This is a genomic window from Achromobacter pestifer (assembly GCF_902859625.1).
Taxonomy (GTDB): Bacteria; Pseudomonadota; Gammaproteobacteria; order Burkholderiales; family Burkholderiaceae_B; genus Achromobacter; species Achromobacter pestifer.
In genome coordinates, this window is the sequence record NZ_CADIJX010000003.1 from 451,698 (window position 1) to 467,222 (window position 15,525).

12 protein-coding genes are annotated in these 15,525 nt (G+C 63.3%); 7 read left to right on the forward strand and 5 right to left on the reverse strand.

Annotated features, from left to right (window positions below):
• Position 1 precedes the first annotated feature (1 nt).
• Positions 2–2,158, forward strand: coding sequence for a T6SS phospholipase effector Tle1-like catalytic domain-containing protein (locus HV753_RS13710; RefSeq protein ID WP_175175034.1), 2,157 nt, complete (start codon positions 2–4; stop codon positions 2,156–2,158).
• A 128-nt stretch (positions 2,159–2,286) separates the two neighbouring features.
• On the forward strand, positions 2,287–2,718 hold the full coding sequence (locus HV753_RS13715; protein WP_175175035.1) for a DUF3304 domain-containing protein: 432 nt from the start codon (positions 2,287–2,289) through the stop codon (positions 2,716–2,718).
• Between the two features lie 177 nt (positions 2,719–2,895).
• On the opposite strand, the gene HV753_RS13720 is transcribed toward HV753_RS13715, so the two are convergent.
• From HV753_RS13720 to tssJ, 5 genes are all read right to left on the reverse strand, one after another.
• Entirely contained in the window at positions 2,896–3,516 is a 621-nt protein-coding gene (locus HV753_RS13720; protein WP_175175036.1) for a hypothetical protein, read from the reverse strand.
• Positions 3,497–8,584, reverse strand: a complete 5,088-nt coding sequence (locus HV753_RS13725; RefSeq protein WP_175175037.1) for a type VI secretion system tip protein TssI/VgrG — start codon at positions 8,582–8,584, stop codon at positions 3,497–3,499. Before HV753_RS13725 ends, HV753_RS13720 begins: the two co-directional genes overlap by 20 nt.
• A gap of 25 nt (positions 8,585–8,609) precedes the next feature.
• A complete protein-coding gene (icmH, locus tag HV753_RS13730) occupies positions 8,610–9,389 on the reverse strand; it encodes a type IVB secretion system protein IcmH/DotU (protein WP_175175038.1) in 780 nt (259 codons plus the stop codon).
• 25 nt (positions 9,390–9,414) lie between these two features.
• A complete protein-coding gene (gene tssK, locus HV753_RS13735; RefSeq protein ID WP_175175039.1) occupies positions 9,415–10,761 on the reverse strand; it encodes a type VI secretion system baseplate subunit TssK in 1,347 nt (448 codons plus the stop codon).
• Between the two features lie 64 nt (positions 10,762–10,825).
• A complete protein-coding gene (tssJ, locus tag HV753_RS13740; RefSeq protein ID WP_246288269.1) occupies positions 10,826–11,443 on the reverse strand; it encodes a type VI secretion system lipoprotein TssJ in 618 nt (205 codons plus the stop codon).
• Between the two features lie 153 nt (positions 11,444–11,596).
• Between tssJ and HV753_RS13745 the strand changes: the two genes are divergently transcribed.
• From HV753_RS13745 to tssE, 5 genes are all read left to right on the forward strand, one after another.
• Positions 11,597–12,301: a tetratricopeptide repeat protein gene (locus tag HV753_RS13745; RefSeq protein WP_246288270.1), complete on the forward strand. Its 705-nt coding sequence runs from the start codon at positions 11,597–11,599 to the stop codon at positions 12,299–12,301.
• Positions 12,302–12,369: 68 nt separating this feature from the next.
• Positions 12,370–12,894, forward strand: coding sequence for a type VI secretion system contractile sheath small subunit (tssB, locus tag HV753_RS13750; RefSeq protein ID WP_105557015.1), 525 nt, complete (start codon positions 12,370–12,372; stop codon positions 12,892–12,894).
• Positions 12,887–14,380 carry a type VI secretion system contractile sheath large subunit gene (gene tssC, locus HV753_RS13755; protein ID WP_175175040.1) on the forward strand — a complete coding sequence of 498 codons (1,494 nt, stop codon included), beginning with the start codon at positions 12,887–12,889 and terminating at the stop codon, positions 14,378–14,380. Before tssB ends, tssC begins: the two co-directional genes overlap by 8 nt.
• 41 nt (positions 14,381–14,421) lie before the next feature.
• Complete coding sequence (locus HV753_RS13760; RefSeq protein ID WP_006395404.1) at positions 14,422–14,925, forward strand: Hcp family type VI secretion system effector; 504 nt, start codon at positions 14,422–14,424, stop codon at positions 14,923–14,925.
• A gap of 72 nt (positions 14,926–14,997) precedes the next feature.
• Positions 14,998–15,483, forward strand: coding sequence for a type VI secretion system baseplate subunit TssE (gene tssE, locus HV753_RS13765; protein ID WP_175175041.1), 486 nt, complete (start codon positions 14,998–15,000; stop codon positions 15,481–15,483).
• Positions 15,484–15,525: the final 42 nt, after the last annotated feature.

The following is a 15,525-nucleotide window of genomic DNA, read 5'->3' on the forward strand; positions in this document are numbered from 1 at the left end:
CATGAGCTTTAAATTTCGCTTCGCGAATCCTTGCCGTGAGATCCCCTCGGATCTGGATTTCCAGGAACAGCGCAAGGCTTGCCAGCGCATGGGCGAAAAGGCCGGGACGGACTGCTCGATCGAGCTGTTCTTCGGATTTTTCTTTGACGGTACGCGCAATAACATGTACCTGTCCGATAAGGCCGGCAACCACACGCAGACGAATGTGGCGCGACTGTACAGCGTGTTCGACGACAAGAAGGATCCCAGCTATAGCGCACGCCAGCACCGCTTCAGGACGTATGTGGAGGGCGTGGGAACGCCTTGCATGGACAAGGTCGGCGACCCGGGAACAGGCGCGCATGCGCAGGCGGGCGCAGCGGCTGGCTGGGGCGGCGAGGCGCGCATCAACTGGGCATTGCTGGAATTTCAGAATCACCTGTATTCCCACTTTACTTCGCGGGACCTGTTCGAGGACCTGGGTCAGAATCCACGTACGCTGATCCGCGAAATGAGCGCGGACATGTCGTTGTCCCAGTTGCAGATCGAGAGCTTGGCGAAGGCGGCCAAGGTTCCCTTGGCGTCCTATACCGACATGGCGCCTGGCGATGCTGCTGATGTGTTGGCGAGGCGCGTGCAAGGCAACCTGGATACCCTTTGGAGAGTGTGGAAAGTCAACTATGCCGAACCGAAGGACGTGGCCCGCTATACGGTCCTGTCCCGACGCAACCGGGATTTGCGAGACAGACTGTCCAGCTATGTGGCGACGAATCCGAAGATTGAGCGCATCCGTGTTTCCATTTTCGGGTTTTCACGCGGTGCGGCCGAAGCTCGCGTATTTGCCAATTGGCTGAAGAATGCTTGCGATGTGCCGGAAGGCATGTCTTTCTACAATCCTCGCGGCGACGGTATCTTGCGATTGGCGGGCATCAAAGTCGACATCGATTTCATGGGGCTTTTCGATACGGTGGCCTCCGCCGGTATCGCTCAAAGCGTGCCCGGGGAAGCGTGGGACGGGCATGGCGCCTGGGCGCGCAAGCAGGATATGGAGATACCTAACTACGTCTCCCGATGCGTCCACATGGTCGGTGCGCACGAAGTGCGGGGGTCTTTTCCGCTGGACCTGATTGATGGGCCGAACTACGAGGAGATCGTCTACCCGGGAGTGCACTCCGATGTGGGCGGTGGCTACAAGCCGGCGGAGCAGGGCCGTGGCGCGAAAGACAGCGACAAGCTGTCCCAGATCCCCTTATGCGACATGTACCGGGAGGCGGTGCAGGCCGGTGTTCCGCTGAGGCTGCATACGGCACCGGATCTATTTCAGAGCCGGTTTCGCGTGTCGCCCGAGTTACGTGCTGCTTTCAATGCGTACGTGGAGGCGACTCGGGATATTTCAGGCAAGCAAACGTCGACTCGCCGAATTCTCTACAACCACTATGTTCAATATTTGCGTTGGCGGCGCCTGCGTGCGGAACGCGGACCAGAGTGGATCGGCGGCATTCCCAGCGCGCTGCGGGCCAGAGAAAACTATCCGCAGGACTATGAGGATCTGGTCCAGGCCAACGACGAGCTGTTGATGGAAGTACGAAAGCTCACAACGGACAATGCGCTTGAGCGGACGAGTAATCCGGTCGTCGCACCCGGCCCCGGCGCGGAAGGCGCCCGGCTCTACGATAGCCTGATGCTGATGCTGCGCGGTACCAAGGAGAAAATGTGGTTGGATCAGATCCGCGGTATCTGGAATCTGCCGGGAAAGCCTGCCGCCGGGGTAATCGATCTGCTGGACAACTTCGTGCATGATTCGCGCGCGTGGTTCAAGCCGCTAGGCAAGGATGATGACGTCTGGCTGTCGATCCAGCAGGATCGCCTCAAACAGCTGGAAAGGCGCGCAAAGGAGGCCGAGGAGTACGTTTCCCAGGGCCGTCCCGATCTGGCACTCGTGGTGCGGCCGAACAAGGAAGAGCAGGCTGAGCTGGCGAGGTATCGCGCCAATCCGAACGACTTGGCATTGCAGTCAAGCGGGCGGGAGTTCTATTGGCAGTGGGGCTATTTGCGCTGGCGCTCGGTCTACACCAATCCGCAGGTCCGGGCACAACGGGAAGCCCAGCAGGACCGGGAAGGCACGATCCGCGCGCTACAGAATATGCCGATGAACTTCAACGCCATTCCTCGATTCTGATCATGCAGACATATTCGCCGCAGGTCGGGTCCGCGCTGGGCCGCTGGCTTCGTTCAGGTCGTCCACTGGTGATCGGGGTGTGTCTGGTCGCTTTGGCTTGCGCCGTCGGGGCGGCGCGGGCGCAGCCCATGCCCATCCCTGAGACGATTGCGCTGAGACTTGGTGTCATCAACTACCTGGATGAAGGCCTGGCTCCGGTCTATATCAATCAGGGGTGGGCTAGCGGTGTGCAAGCGCACGCCTATACCTCGGGTACTTGCTGCATTTCATTACCTTCGCAGTGGAAGCCTGGCATGACGATGCGGATCGAATGGAACTCGGATTCGATGTTCAGGCGCGGAGACAATGAACTGGCCGTGCGCGACGCTCCTGTCTTGCCCTACGAGCCCTTTCATAGCGGTTATGCCTGGGCGATTTTCCTGCCAGGTGGAGAGGTGCGCGTGCAACCTTCTCCGGCCGGCCCGGGGGCTGCGGGCTTTCTCCAAGGCTTGCCAGAGCCCGGGGAAGCAAGCCCGGCGCAGTTGCAGCAGTTCATCGAAACGACGAAGCCGCATCAATAGGCGGTAGAGGCAGGAGAAAAGACGCTTGGGCGGGAAACGTACCGCCGGAGACAGGGTTGCCCGCGCATGGGGCGCTGGCATGCTGAGTCTTGCAGCGCTGGGTTGGGTGTATGGGCGGTCGATCCGAAACTGGATGTTGGGCTTGTTCCGGCAAGCCAAACGCTGACCGCGACGCGGCTACTTCGCCGCCTGCACCTCGATCTTGACCGTATTCGACCGCAAGCCATTGGCTTCGATATATACCTCGTAGGTGGCGGGATGGGCCGGCAGCTTGGCGCGGGCGGCCGCATCCGTGCTGAACTGTGTGCCGACGCTCATGCCCGGGGCCACCGGTCGCCCGCGAGGCGGTCGTGAACTTGGGATGGTGTCCACTTCAACGCCGGGTTGGGTAGGCAGCTTGTACTCGAAGGCCACGCCGTTATAGACCTTTTGCGTTTCCAGGTCGGTCGCGACAATACGTGGCAGGGATGGGTGTTGCACGGCGGGCACGATGCCGCGTGCGCAGACCGGAATGACCAGCACGCCGGGGGGACGAAGCCACACGCGGGAGGGCGCGGCAATCTGAAGCTGTTCGTCATAGCCTTGGGTTGCCGGCATGCAGGCGTGGTCGCGCATGCTGTCGATCTGCACGGATGCGAAAGAGGCGGGATCGGTCCAGTCGGAGTTCATGGTCGGTTTCGGCATAACGGGTTGAGCGGGCGCTGCCGCCGGGATGAACGCCCAGGCGGCGGCGCTGAACAGCAGGGCAAGGGTGCGCGCCGACGTGCGGCGCCGCGCGTCAGGACGTGGTCCAGCCATTGGACATATCCACCTTGCGCACGGCATCCGAGCATGAGGCGCAGTAGCGGATGCTTTGGCAGTCGCCACCGAACATCACGCATGCGCCTACGTTTTGGGAATTGGCCTGGCTTGCGGGCAAGCCGAAGTGGCAGTGGTTGCCGGCGTCGGAATAGAAATAACGGCCGCCGTCCAGTTTCGATGCGTCATACAGTTCGCCGTCGTCGTTGGCAGCGGCCCAATCCGGGCCGCTGGGCGTCATGCCCAGCAAATGGCCAATTTCGTGGACCAGGGTCTCTTGCTGGTATTGCATCGTGGCCAGTTGCCAGGGCGTGCGCACTGCAACGCCCAGGATGTTGGTGCCCAGGAAGGCGACCCCGCCGGCCGCGCTTTCCATGAGTTTGACGCGCAGGATGATCCGGCCAGCCGCTGGGGTGGGCAACAGGCCCGCCAGACGCACCCTGACGCGCGCGCAGCCGTTCGGTTCGGCGGGGTCGTCTGGGATAGGGGTGATGCGATCTTTGGGCACCACGGCCCGTTTGACGGTTCCTGTGGGGTCTGTGTATTCAAACAGGCACTCCAGGTACCAATCGTCGTTGGGATCGATGCCCAGCCAAAGGAAGGCGGGATTGCCATCGGGCCCCAGCAGGTCCATGTTGGCGTCACCCACGCCCGGGCCGGCGTTTGCGCGCATGATGAGCGGTGATATCGGCCATGCGGCCACCAGGCGGTCGATGTGGCAGACGGCGATCGTGTAGGGCTCGTGCCTTGCGCCTTCCGAGCGCGGATAGACCGACTGCACCAGCTGCCGCATGCGCGCATCGCCTTCTTCCGTCCAGACGTCGGAGTTGGCGTCGCCGCGCGTCTGGACGTAGGGCAGTTGCAGCACGTCGATGCCGTGACGCGCATATTCTTCGGCGGTAGGCTGGAAGCCGTAGCGGCGCTGCATGTTCTCGGGTCCCGGCATGCGGATTTCCTGGATGTACATGCGGCGCACGGTCTCGATCATTTCGGTCATGACCGTCTGGTTCTGGTCGTTCAAGACCTCGAACAGATAACTGTTCAACCCGGCGGCGGGCAGCGTGATGTTATCGACGACCTTGGTGCCGTCCGGATCGGTCACGTACTGATAGGTGGACTGATCGGGATCGCGGTACAGCGGCTGGCGGCTACGCTCGCGGGCCGAATACACGGCATTGGTCCTGCGGGCCAGGACTTTCACCGAGAAGCGATGTTCGCCGCGCTTGTTGAACGACACGCGGATCTTGGGCCGGTTGGTCTGGCGGTCCAGGCTGGTCAGCGCCTGGCCATCATTCCAGCGTTCGTCGGTGGTTTTCAGGTTCACGTATTGCAGTTGCGCGCCGCTTTGGCTGCGATACGCAGAGGCGGCCCGGGCGGCGCCCTCGGCGCCTGGATCTTCCGTGGGGCCTGCCGCGCCGTCTTGGCCAGCGGGCCGCGTCACGGTACCCGGCAGGCTGATTCCAGCCGCATCCATGACCCGGCGGGCCAATCCCGGGATGGGAGAGTTCGCCACCGCGGGGACGTTCATGATGGCTTCCGCCACCTTCGGCAGCGTGATGCTGGTGACGTTGGGCGATTGCAGAATGGCACCCACCACGGCGGGAATCGCGGAGTCGCTCAGCCCGGGGGTACTCAGGATCGCGCCCGCCACCGCCGGGATGTTGCCCGAGTTGACGTCCGGCATGGACATCAGCGTGTTGACGGCGGATCCCAGCGCCGCGCCCTTGTCGCCCATGGCGTTCATCGCCTGGGTCATCACGGGTTGGATCGCCGCGCCGACGCCGCCTTGCGTGCTGCCTGCCGCACCCGCCGCACCCGCCGCAGCGCCCGATATGCCCGATGCCATGTTGCCGGCCTGTGTTGCCAGGCCGCCCACCTTGGCCGCGGTGTCCGCGGCCTGGGTCAACGATGCCGGCATCGCCGATGCCAGGGCGCCCGTCGCGCCTTCAGCCAAGGAGGGCACGCCGCCCATCAGCGAGGGTGTGGCGCCGCCCATCAGGGAGGGCGTCACGTTTGCCATGGCCTCGCTGGCAATGTTGCCGGCCATGTTGCCGGCAACATTGCTGGCCACATTGCTGGCGCCGGCTCCGGCGCTGCCCAAGACCGAGCCCGCCATGTCCCCTACCTTGCCTGTTGCGGCCGACATCATGTCGGACCCGGCCTGTTGCACCGAGGCCATCGCGCTGTTCGCTCGCGCAGCGATATCCTGCACGGGTTTGAGGGCGTCGCTGGCCATCGACTTGGCGCGGTCCAGCATGCCGGAGGCGCTGTCCGTCAGCGCGGACACGCCGCTGGACACGGCACTGGCGCCTTTCGCCAGGGTGGCGCCCATGCTGCCCAGGACCGAGGCGTCGGCGCCGGCGGCGGCGGTGCCTGCCACCGCGTCCGACGCGCCCGCCGCATTGACGGCCTGGCCCGAGCCCGCCAGGGCTTGCAGTACTTGTGTGGGGCGATGGACCAGTTCCGCCTTGACGAGCATCACGTCACCCACCTGCGTGGACGGCAGTGCGGGCAACGTCGCGGCGTCGCTGGCTGGACCGATCAGATTGTGCGATGCGCCCTTGACCGAGAACATGCCCGGTCCCTTGAATACGATGTCGGCGCCGTCCATGACGATGCTGCCGCCGGCGGCCTGCAAGGTGATGCGCTGGTTCGCCAGTATTTCGATACTGTCGGTGGTGGACGTGATGGTGATGTCCTGTCCCGCCAGCAGTTCCAGCATGTCGGTGTGCGCGTGCAGGGAGACCGGTGCATTGGCGGCGATGGCGCGGATGCCGCCGTCCTGCACGAACAGGCTGGTCGAGCGGCCCGACGCGCTGGCAAACGTCTGGCGCGCGGCGACATGGCCATCGGCCTGCGCCGTGACGTGCAGGTTTTCGCTGGCATGCAGGATGGCTGAGGCTGGCGTCGCCAGATTCAGCGATGCGGGCGCGTCGATCAGCATGCGCGCGCCGTTGATTCGTTCCACGGGCTCCGTGCCGCTGCGTTCGCCGTTGCTGGCTTTGATGGCTTGCTGCCCGCCCACGCTGGCGGGATAGCGGCCGTCGGCCTTGGGGTCGACGGCTTGGGTCAGCGCATCGAAACCGTCCGTGGCCGCCAGTGGACGGGCTTGGCGCTGCGTGGCGGCGGCGTTGATGCGCTGCGCGGAATTCTGCGCGCCGCGCATCAGCGCCAGCGCTTGCGGCGCATCCGCCTGCGTGGATCGGGCGTTCTCTTGCGCGTTGGCCGACAGCAGCATGCCTTGCCCCGAACGCACCACGGTCCAGGCGTCCGAGCGCAGCTCGAAACCGGTGCCACGCCACGCGCCACGGCTGGATTCGTCCGCCCCTTGCGTGACGAGATAACCCAAGCCCAGTTGCGAGGCAGCGGTCGAGGTGGACAAGCGAGTACGGACCTGGCCGGAGGTGTCATCGAACAGCCATTGGCTATGACCCTGGCCGTCCAGGCCTTGGCTATGCCATCCGCTCAGCGTGCCGGGGTGGTTGGCCTCGGCGTCCACGCCGGCCGTCCAAGGCGGCAAATCGGCGTCGTTGTATAGCTGAGCCACCACGACGGGTTGGTCGATATCGCCGTCCAGAAATTCAACGACCACTTCGGTGCCTTGGCGCGGCAGGTGATGCGCGCCCCAGTTGGGGCCCGCCTGGGCGCCGGTGACGCGCAACCAGGTGCCGGAACTGTCGTCGCCCGGCGCATTGCCGGCGTCGTCGCCATGGCTGCGATGCGGCAGGCCACCCGCAAGAGGCCGCTTGCCGCGTTGCCACGGAAATTGCACTTTGACGCGCAAGTCGCGGCCGGAGGACACCGCCGCATCCTGCGCCGTCACGACGACGGCCGTCACGCCTTCGGGGGCTGTAGGCTTTGCGCGCCAGGCGGGAAGCAGCACGGCCGCCGCGGGCTGGGCATTGAACGTGTTGCGGTACGCGCCACGTTCCAGGTCCGGCGCTTCCAGTACCTGCGCGGCCTGGCTGCCCAGGTTGTTGGCGGCTTCGTGCGTCACGCGCAGCAGGGTGTAGCGGTTGCCCCCCAATTCGTCCACCGCCTGGCTCGAGCCTTCCGCGTAGCGGTCGTGCTGGGTCAGGGCGAAGGTGTGGCCCGGCATCATCTGGCGCGCGGTGCCACCGCCATCAAAACGCACCATGCGGGATTCATGGGAATGCAGGCTGCGCCGGGTCAGCGCGTCGGCGTCGGCATCGTCCGTGTAACGGCCATGGCCGTCGAAGTCGTAGTCTTCCAGCGGTGGCACGGCGCCGGCATCCAGGTCTGACTGCGCTTGCGCGCCGTGGGCCAGCAGGGTGCGCTCGTTCCAGGCGACGCGCGTGACGCGGTTGGGCTGGAGGGTACGCGCGGCGCCAAAGCGAAGAATGCTGTCTTCGGACTCGGTGGCGTCGCTGCGATGAAAGCGCAGGGGGGACGCGGGGTTTTCCGGACGCGACGAGCTCGCGTCGAACACGACAAGCCGGTGTTGCGCGCCACCCGTGCCGCCGGATTGCTGGTCGTCCTGCTGGTGATCAAAGCGAAAGCTCAGGCCGGACTCCGCCATCAGGCGAAGCACGAAAGCCAGGTCGGTCTCGCGGTACTGGGTGCGAACCGCGCGTGGCGCTAGCGGCTCGCTGATGTCGAAGGAAAACGAGGCCAGCGGATAGTCCGCGAAGATCTCGCTGAGGATGTCGGTGGCGGACTTGTCCTGGTACAGGAAGCTGTCGCGGCGCAATCTCAAGGTGGCCAGCCAGGGGGCCGCATGCAGGCGGTAACGCGCCAGACCGCCGTCGGCGCCCAATGTGTCCACACCTTCCACCACCGCGTGCCAGCGGCGTTGGCCGCCATCGGCCAACAACAGGCTGACGCTGATTTCCTTGCCCAGCAGCTGTTCCACGTCCAGCTCGGCAGAGGGGGCCAGGCAGTCCAGCGTCAAGGCGAAGAGTTCAGAGACGCCTTCTTGCAAGTGCATGCGTTCGGCGGTCAGCGCGTCGCCCAATGGCGTGCTGACCTGAAGCAGGCGCGCGTGCTGGGAAAGGGCGGCGGCGTCCAGACTGCTGTAGCCGGTGATGGAGGAGGAGCGATCGATCATGGGGCGTGGCCGTCCGGAGGGACCGTCAAGGAAGCGAGATGGTCAGGTGGGCGGCGCGCGGCCCAAGCTTCACGATGTCGTGATACGGGGCCATCGCCGTCTGCATGTCGCCATTCAGGAAATGGCTCATGCCCAGGTACGCCAGCAAGCCCAGCAGCGCGAAGATGGCGCCGATGCTCCATAGCGGCACGTCGCGCTTGAGCGTGTGCGCAATCTTGTCGGGCAGCGGCCAGTGCGGCGCGAAGCCGGCGCGTTTGCCGCGCAGCAACGCGATCTCGTCACCCAGACGCGCCGTCAGGTAGCCAAGCTTTTCCTGGCCCTCGATCATGTACTTGCCCTGGAAGCCCAGCAGCAGGCACATGTAGAACACTTCCAGGGATTGCAGCCGCGGCGCACCCTGCGCCCGCAAGTCTTCCAGGCGGGAAAAGAAATTCTCGCCCGCCAACTGCTCGCCGAACAGCGTCAATTGCAGGGGTTGCAGCATCCAGGCGTCGCGGATGGAAAAACCGGAATTAAGCACGGTTTCATCAACCGCCGCGCAGAATGCGTACTTGGTCGCGTAGACGTCTTCGGCGGGGATATCCAGCTTCTTGGCGGTGCGTTCAAAATCCGCCAGGAATTGCTGCACGCGGGCCGAAAACGACGCCGCGCTGGCTGGCTGCTGCCCGCTTTTAAGCAGGAACAGCATCAGGAATCCGTCGTACAGCAGGTCCAGCAGCGATTTGGTGGGCCGCGAACCGTAGAAGTCGGCGGCACGGGGAGGGAGCGTGGCTCCATGCATCAGAGAGGGCGCGTCGGCAGTCATGGCGGGCTCTTTCGGTGGACAACGGTTAGCGGGTGACGGCGATGAGATCCAGCTTCAATTCAGGGATGCCGGATGGGGCATAGATGGCGATGCTTCGCGCTTGCAGCATGCGGTCATAGAGTGAACCGCGGGTTTGCAAGGTGAAATAGCAGGCGCCCGGCTTGACGGGAACGGCGGGGGGGACTTGCGGCGTGTAGACCAACTGCACACCGGGCATGGCCGAGAGGACCAGCTTTTCCACATCGTCGGGCGCACCAACCTTGAAGCGCAGCGGCACGGTTTCGGCCAGTTCGCTTGCAGGCGTGGTGGCCGAAACGCATAGGTAGAGCGCGGTGGTTTCGTCGAGCTTGTCGGAATCCAGCCGGCCAACGTGGAAAGACGGGCGCAGCTCGTCCAGCACGATGGAGAAATAGCGGGTCGAAATGACGGTGTCCAGCAAGTCGCGCAGAATCTCGTCCAACTTGGCGAACGCGGCGCCGGGCTGTTCGTGGCGATACGCGGGCAGATCCGCCAGGGTATGTACCTTCGAGAACGTCATCAGCGCGCCGGCCAGCCGCAGCATCTCCTGGAAGAGACGCTCGGGATGCAGTTGCGGGTTGTGGAACAGATGCGACAGTGCGGAATAGGCTTCATTGGCCGTGTGCAGCAACCAGAAGGACGCGACATCACCCGAACGGAATTCGATGATGTTCTTGCTGGGCTCGCGATGAAAACCGTACAGCGCATTGACCTTGGCTTGCAGCGCGTCCAGCAGCCGGCGTAGCTGTTCAAAGAGCGCGCCGCAAGCCTGTACCGTCAGGCTGGGAGCAATGAAACTGGTGTCCAGTTCATAGCCTGCGCTGGCGGTGCGGCGCACGCGGGCGACGGGGATGGTCAGCAGCGCATCGCGCGGCTCGTGTTCGGACAGCAACCGCACATTCTTGCGCAGGAACGCCAGCTCGGCGGTATTGGCGTTGGTATAGAGATCGGGTGCCGGGCTGTCCTGGTGCGCGTAACGGGCATCAAAGCTCTGGGTCTGTGCGCCAGCGCGGTAATTGCCGCCGACGTCCTTCATGGGATGCAGCGCCAGGTAGAACACCGCTTCGCTCGCGCCATCCAATCCGTCCAGCGCCACGGCTGGCGGCAGATCGTCGTTGTGGGGCGCGTTATAGATTTCTCCGTCAGGAAAAATGGCAGACAGTTCTGTCGCGCGCAGCATGCCGTTGGCAAGCGCTGCCGCGTCAAATCGCACCGTGCGCAATCCCCAGGAGTAGGGGTGCAGTGCACGGCTCATTTCGGCGAGGCGTGCCTCGTGATAGGCATCTTGACGTTGAAAATGCTGGGGCCGCAGAAACAGGCCCTCACCCCAAAGGATCTTCGCTGAATAACTCACGTTGGCTGGCTCTTATTTGTATTTAAGTAGAGGGCGTTTCGTAATACGTGGGTTGCAACCGCCGTTAATTCGGGCACTGCACGGAAGCGAGCCGGGACGGATCGAACTCAGGCACGCCTGGGGGCAGCGTGATCTTCCCGGTCGCGACGGTCATTGCGCAGGCGTGGGCGCCTAGAACAATGCCGGTGTCTTCGGCGGACTTCACTTCAAAGACATACTTCCAGCGCTGTGGCGCCGGAGCGTAGAACAAGGCGGCAATCGCGATGTAGGTCGCGCCTTTAGGCACTTTCTCCATGTTCTCGTAACGCTGTCCAGGAGTCAGGATGACCTCGCGGGAAGCGATGAGGCTATCGCCCAGTGCCGCCTTTTCCTGCGCAGTATCAACCAATTGCGTGAGCGGTGCGCGCTGGAATGCCTCGGCATTCTTCAAATAGTATGTTTTCGTAACGATGGCCATGGGTTGGCCACTGCTCGCATTCAAATTTTCTCCGGCGTGAATCGCTAATTTCACGTCGACGGGCGCGTTTGGGTCCTTTTTCAGACCCGTGATGTCGAGCGCGCTACCCGTCATTCCAGCCACGGCTCCGATCGCCGAAACGGCCGCACAACCGCTAATTACCGAGCTCATCGCAGCAAGGAAAAACGCCGCTAAGCATCGCGATAAATTGAGATGTTTTGACATGGCTCTTTATACCGGAACATTGCTGCGGCATGAAGATCGCTGCACGTTAGGCGACGTTTCGTGCAGAGTTACATCGAGTTAATCACTGTAGTGGTGTACTAACAAAAAGTTGTTGAAATACGCGGCCTTGGTTACAACCACATGTGCCCAAAAATGCAACTTTCCCGTCTCTTCCTGATCGGCGGAATTCTGGCCTTGATGACTGGCTGCGCAGCCACCGTCAAGCCCCAGACTGACGCTGAATACAAGCAGTCGATTACACAGGCCACGCAGAGCCTTGCCTCCAAGGGAGGCGATCAGGCGGTGGCTGAGTTCCAAGAGATCGCACAACGCAATCCCTCGCGTGGCGAGGCCTGGTCTTACATCGCGAAAATCCGTTTTGACGAGCAGAAATACGGCGAAGCGATCGTGGCAGCAGACGAGGCGCTGAGTCGCGACCCAGAGGATTTCACCGCGAAAACGGTGCGCGCCGTGGGCGGGTTGCGCGTCGCCATGCAGTCATTGGCCGACTTGCGGGCAGACGCGCTGCTGGCGGGCAATGCCCGCACGGATGCCGTGGCGCTTGCTGCCGCCATGCGCGACACCCTGGGCCAGGACGTGTTGTTCCCCGAAGGCCGCAAGCCTGCTGCCCGGTCGCGTCAGCCGGCCAGGCGCGTGGAACCGGGGGCAACGGAGGCCGCCGCGCCCGCGTCGGCGGCACCCGCCACGGCCACGCCGGCCAGAACCGCTTCACCCACCGCAGCCCCCACGAACCCGACGCCCACCGCGCCGTCCGCTACGCCGTCGGTAACGCCGGCCACGCCCGCAGCTTCTGGCGGACGTGCGCCAGATCCGTTCGGCAATCTTCTCAAACCCTGATCGGCTCGCGGGCGCCGGCTTCGCCGGCCCTGCCAGCCATATCGACAAGCACCTCGCTGGGAGCCCTCATGGCTAAGAAAGAAAGCGTTCAGAAACGACTCCAGAAAGTGCGTCCGCCGCGCGTTCAACTGACTTATGACGTTGAAAAGGGCGACGCGATCGAGCAAAAAGAGCTTCCCTTCGTGGTGGGCGTCGTGGGGGATTTCAGCGCCCAGTCCGAAGCCGAGCTGCCGCGCCTGAAGGACCGCAAGTTCGTCAACATCGACGTGGATAACTTCGATGACGTGATGAGCGGACTGGAGCCCCGCGCGGCCTATCGCGTGAAGAACCGTCTGACCGATGAAGGCGGCACCTTCGGCGTCGATCTGAAATTCCGGTCAGTGGAAGATTTCAGGCCCGAGGCCGTGGTGCAGCAGATCGAGCCGCTGAAAGAGCTGCTGGACATCCGCACCAAGCTGGCTGACCTGCGCAACAAGCTTGCGGGCAACGACAGGCTGGAAGACCTGCTGGGCGAAGTGCTCAGCAGCACGGAAAAATTGCAGCAACTGACCAGCGAAGCCGGCAAGAACGGCAAGGGAGGCAGCCATGAGTAATTCCGCCGCCGCGCAGACCTCGGCCGCTTCGGCCGCCAGCGCTGATTCGGGCCTGCTTGACCAGATCGTCGAGCAGAGCCGGGTGGCCAAGTCCACCGCCGAGCACGACCGAGCCAAAGACCTGATCGGCGAATTGGCCCGCGAAGTCATGAAGGGCACGGTCGTGGTGTCCGACAACCTGTCGGCCATGCTGGACGCTCGCGTTGCCGAACTCGACCGGCTGATCTCCGCGCAGTTAAGTGAAGTGATGCACGGCGCCGAGTTCCAGAAGCTGGAAAGCACCTGGCGCGGCCTGCACTACCTGTGCCAAGAGAGCAACACCGGGCCGATGTTGAAGATCAAGGTGCTGAACGTCACCAAGCGCGATCTGGTGCGCGATTTTCAGACCGCCATCGACTTCGATCAGAGCTTGATGTTCAAGAAGGTCTACGAAGAAGAGTTCGGCACGTTCGGCGGCTCGCCCTTTGGCGCCTTGCTGGGCAACTTCGAGGTCACCCGTCAGCCCGAGGACATGTACTTCATCGAGCAGATGTCGCATGTGGCCGCGGCCTCGCACGCGCCGTTCATCGCATCGGCATCGCCTGAGCTGCTGGGCCTGGACAGCTTTGCCGACCTGGGTCGCCCGCGCGATCTGGCCAAAGTGTTCGACACGGTGGAATACACCAAGTGGCGCAGCTTCCGCGATTCGGAAGACTCCCGCTATGTCGGCCTGACCATGCCGCGCTTCCTGGGCCGCTTGCCGTATGACCCGAAGGAAGGCACGTCGGTGGAGGGATTCAACTTCGTCGAGGACGTGGACGGCACGGATCACTCCAAATATCTGTGGTGCAACGCCGCGTGGGCCTTCGGTGCGCGCCTGACGGCGGCATTCGCCGATTTCGGCTGGTGCGCGGCCATCCGTGGCGTGGAAGGCGGCGGCCTGGTTGAGAATCTGCCGACCCACACCTTCAAGACCGATGACGGTGAGATCGCGCTGAAATGCCCGACTGAGATCGCCATTACCGATCGGCGCGAAAAGGAACTCAGCGATCTGGGGCTGATTCCGCTGGTCCACTGCAAGAACTCCGACTACGCGGCCTTCTTCGGCGCGCAATCGGTGCAGAAAGCGAAGAAATACAACACTGACAGCGCCAATGCGAACGCGGTGCTGTCGGCCCAGTTGCAGTACATATTTTCGGTGTCGCGCGTGGCACATTACCTGAAGGCCATGATGCGCGACAAGATCGGCAGTTTTGCGTCCGCGCAGTCGGTCGAAAGTTTCCTGAACCGCTGGGTCTCGCAGTACGTCCTGCTGGACGACAACGCGGGCCAGGAACAGAAAGCGCAGTTCCCATTGCGGGAAGCCTCGGTGCAAGTCGCCGAAGTGCCGGGTCGCCCCGGCGTGTTCCGGGCCGTGGCGTTTTTGCGGCCTCACTTTCAGCTCGACGAGCTTTCGATTTCGTTGCGTCTGGTCGCGGAACTTCCCGCCCAGGCTCAGAAATCGTGATGCCCGTCCGATAAGCGGTTTTTCAACTTGAGAGGCTATGAATGAAGGACATTTACGTCAAATTTGGCAATCCTGCGCTTAAGGGCGAGTCCCAGGATAAGGACCACCCTGACTGGATCGAAGTCGGTTCGTGGCGCCACGAGATCATCCAGCCGCGTTCGGCCACGGCCTCGACCTCGGGCGGTCACACCGCCGAGCGCACCGAGCACGGCGAAATGGTCTTCACCAAGGATCTGGACGTTGTCAGCCCGCTGCTGTATCAGCATGCCTCCGGCGGCACCACCTTCGACGAAGTGACGATCGATTTTCTGCGTGCCGACGGGGAAGGCAACCGCGTCAAGTACCTGGAAATCAAGCTCAAGTACGTGATCATTTCGCGTGTTGCGCCGGAAGTCGTCAGCGAAGGCCTGCCGCACGAGTCCTTCTCGCTGAAGTACGCCGCCGTGCAGTGGAAGTACACGCAGCAGAAGGTGGGCGGCAACCAGGGCGGCAATGCCCAGGGCGCCTGGAGCCTGACCAAGAACGACAAGACGTATTCGGTCTGAACGTGACCGCGTAGGCAGTAAAGGCCGCGCCCCACGCCGGGGCGCGCGATCTTTGCTGAACGGAGGTCCGTGATGAAAGGATTCGAGCCTAGTCTGTTCGACAAGCTGTTCGACGGAGATGGGCAGGCACCGCATGCCCTGCGGCGCTTGTCGGTGGAAGAAATCAAGGAAACCGTCGCGCGCGACATCGAAGCCCTGCTGAACACCCGCATGGTCTTCACTGAGGAATCGCTGAAGCGCTACCCCAATTGCCAGCGGTCCATCCTGACGTATGGGCTGTCGGACTTTTCGGGCCTGAGCCTTGCCAGCCATTACGACCGCGAATTCATCTGCCGGTCGCTTGAGCAAGCGATTGCGCGGCATGAGCCGCGACTGACGCAGGTAAGGGTCGTGCTGCAAGTGGACAGCCGCGCGACGTCGGTCTTGTATTTCGCGATCACCGCCATGCTGGATGTCGGGCCGGCACACGAGCCGGTGACGTTCGACGCGACGTTGCAGCCATCCACCTTGCAGTATTCAGTCAGCAAGGGATGGGCCAAGGCAGCGGCCGTCGCCTGATAAAAAACAACGCGCGCGGGCGCGGGCGGCATACCGCCAGCG

What these genes read in the sequence shown, in the direction of transcription:
- HV753_RS13710 (WP_175175034.1), top strand. Translation starts at nt 2, where the DNA reads ATGAGCTTTAAATTTCGCTTCGCGAATCCTTGCCGTGAGATCCCCTCG.
- HV753_RS13715 (WP_175175035.1), top strand. Translation starts at nt 2,287, where the DNA reads ATGCCCATCCCTGAGACGATTGCGCTGAGACTTGGTGTCATCAACTAC.
- HV753_RS13720 (WP_175175036.1), bottom strand. Translation starts at nt 3,516, where the DNA reads ATGGCTGGACCACGTCCTGACGCGCGGCGCCGCACGTCGGCGCGCACC.
- HV753_RS13725 (WP_175175037.1), bottom strand. Translation starts at nt 8,584, where the DNA reads ATGATCGATCGCTCCTCCTCCATCACCGGCTACAGCAGTCTGGACGCC.
- icmH (WP_175175038.1), bottom strand. Translation starts at nt 9,389, where the DNA reads ATGACTGCCGACGCGCCCTCTCTGATGCATGGAGCCACGCTCCCTCCC.
- tssJ (WP_246288269.1), bottom strand. Translation starts at nt 11,443, where the DNA reads ATGTCAAAACATCTCAATTTATCGCGATGCTTAGCGGCGTTTTTCCTT.
- HV753_RS13745 (WP_246288270.1), top strand. Translation starts at nt 11,597, where the DNA reads ATGCAACTTTCCCGTCTCTTCCTGATCGGCGGAATTCTGGCCTTGATG.
- tssB (WP_105557015.1), top strand. Translation starts at nt 12,370, where the DNA reads ATGGCTAAGAAAGAAAGCGTTCAGAAACGACTCCAGAAAGTGCGTCCG.
- tssC (WP_175175040.1), top strand. Translation starts at nt 12,887, where the DNA reads ATGAGTAATTCCGCCGCCGCGCAGACCTCGGCCGCTTCGGCCGCCAGC.
- HV753_RS13760 (WP_006395404.1), top strand. Translation starts at nt 14,422, where the DNA reads ATGAAGGACATTTACGTCAAATTTGGCAATCCTGCGCTTAAGGGCGAG.
- tssE (WP_175175041.1), top strand. Translation starts at nt 14,998, where the DNA reads ATGAAAGGATTCGAGCCTAGTCTGTTCGACAAGCTGTTCGACGGAGAT.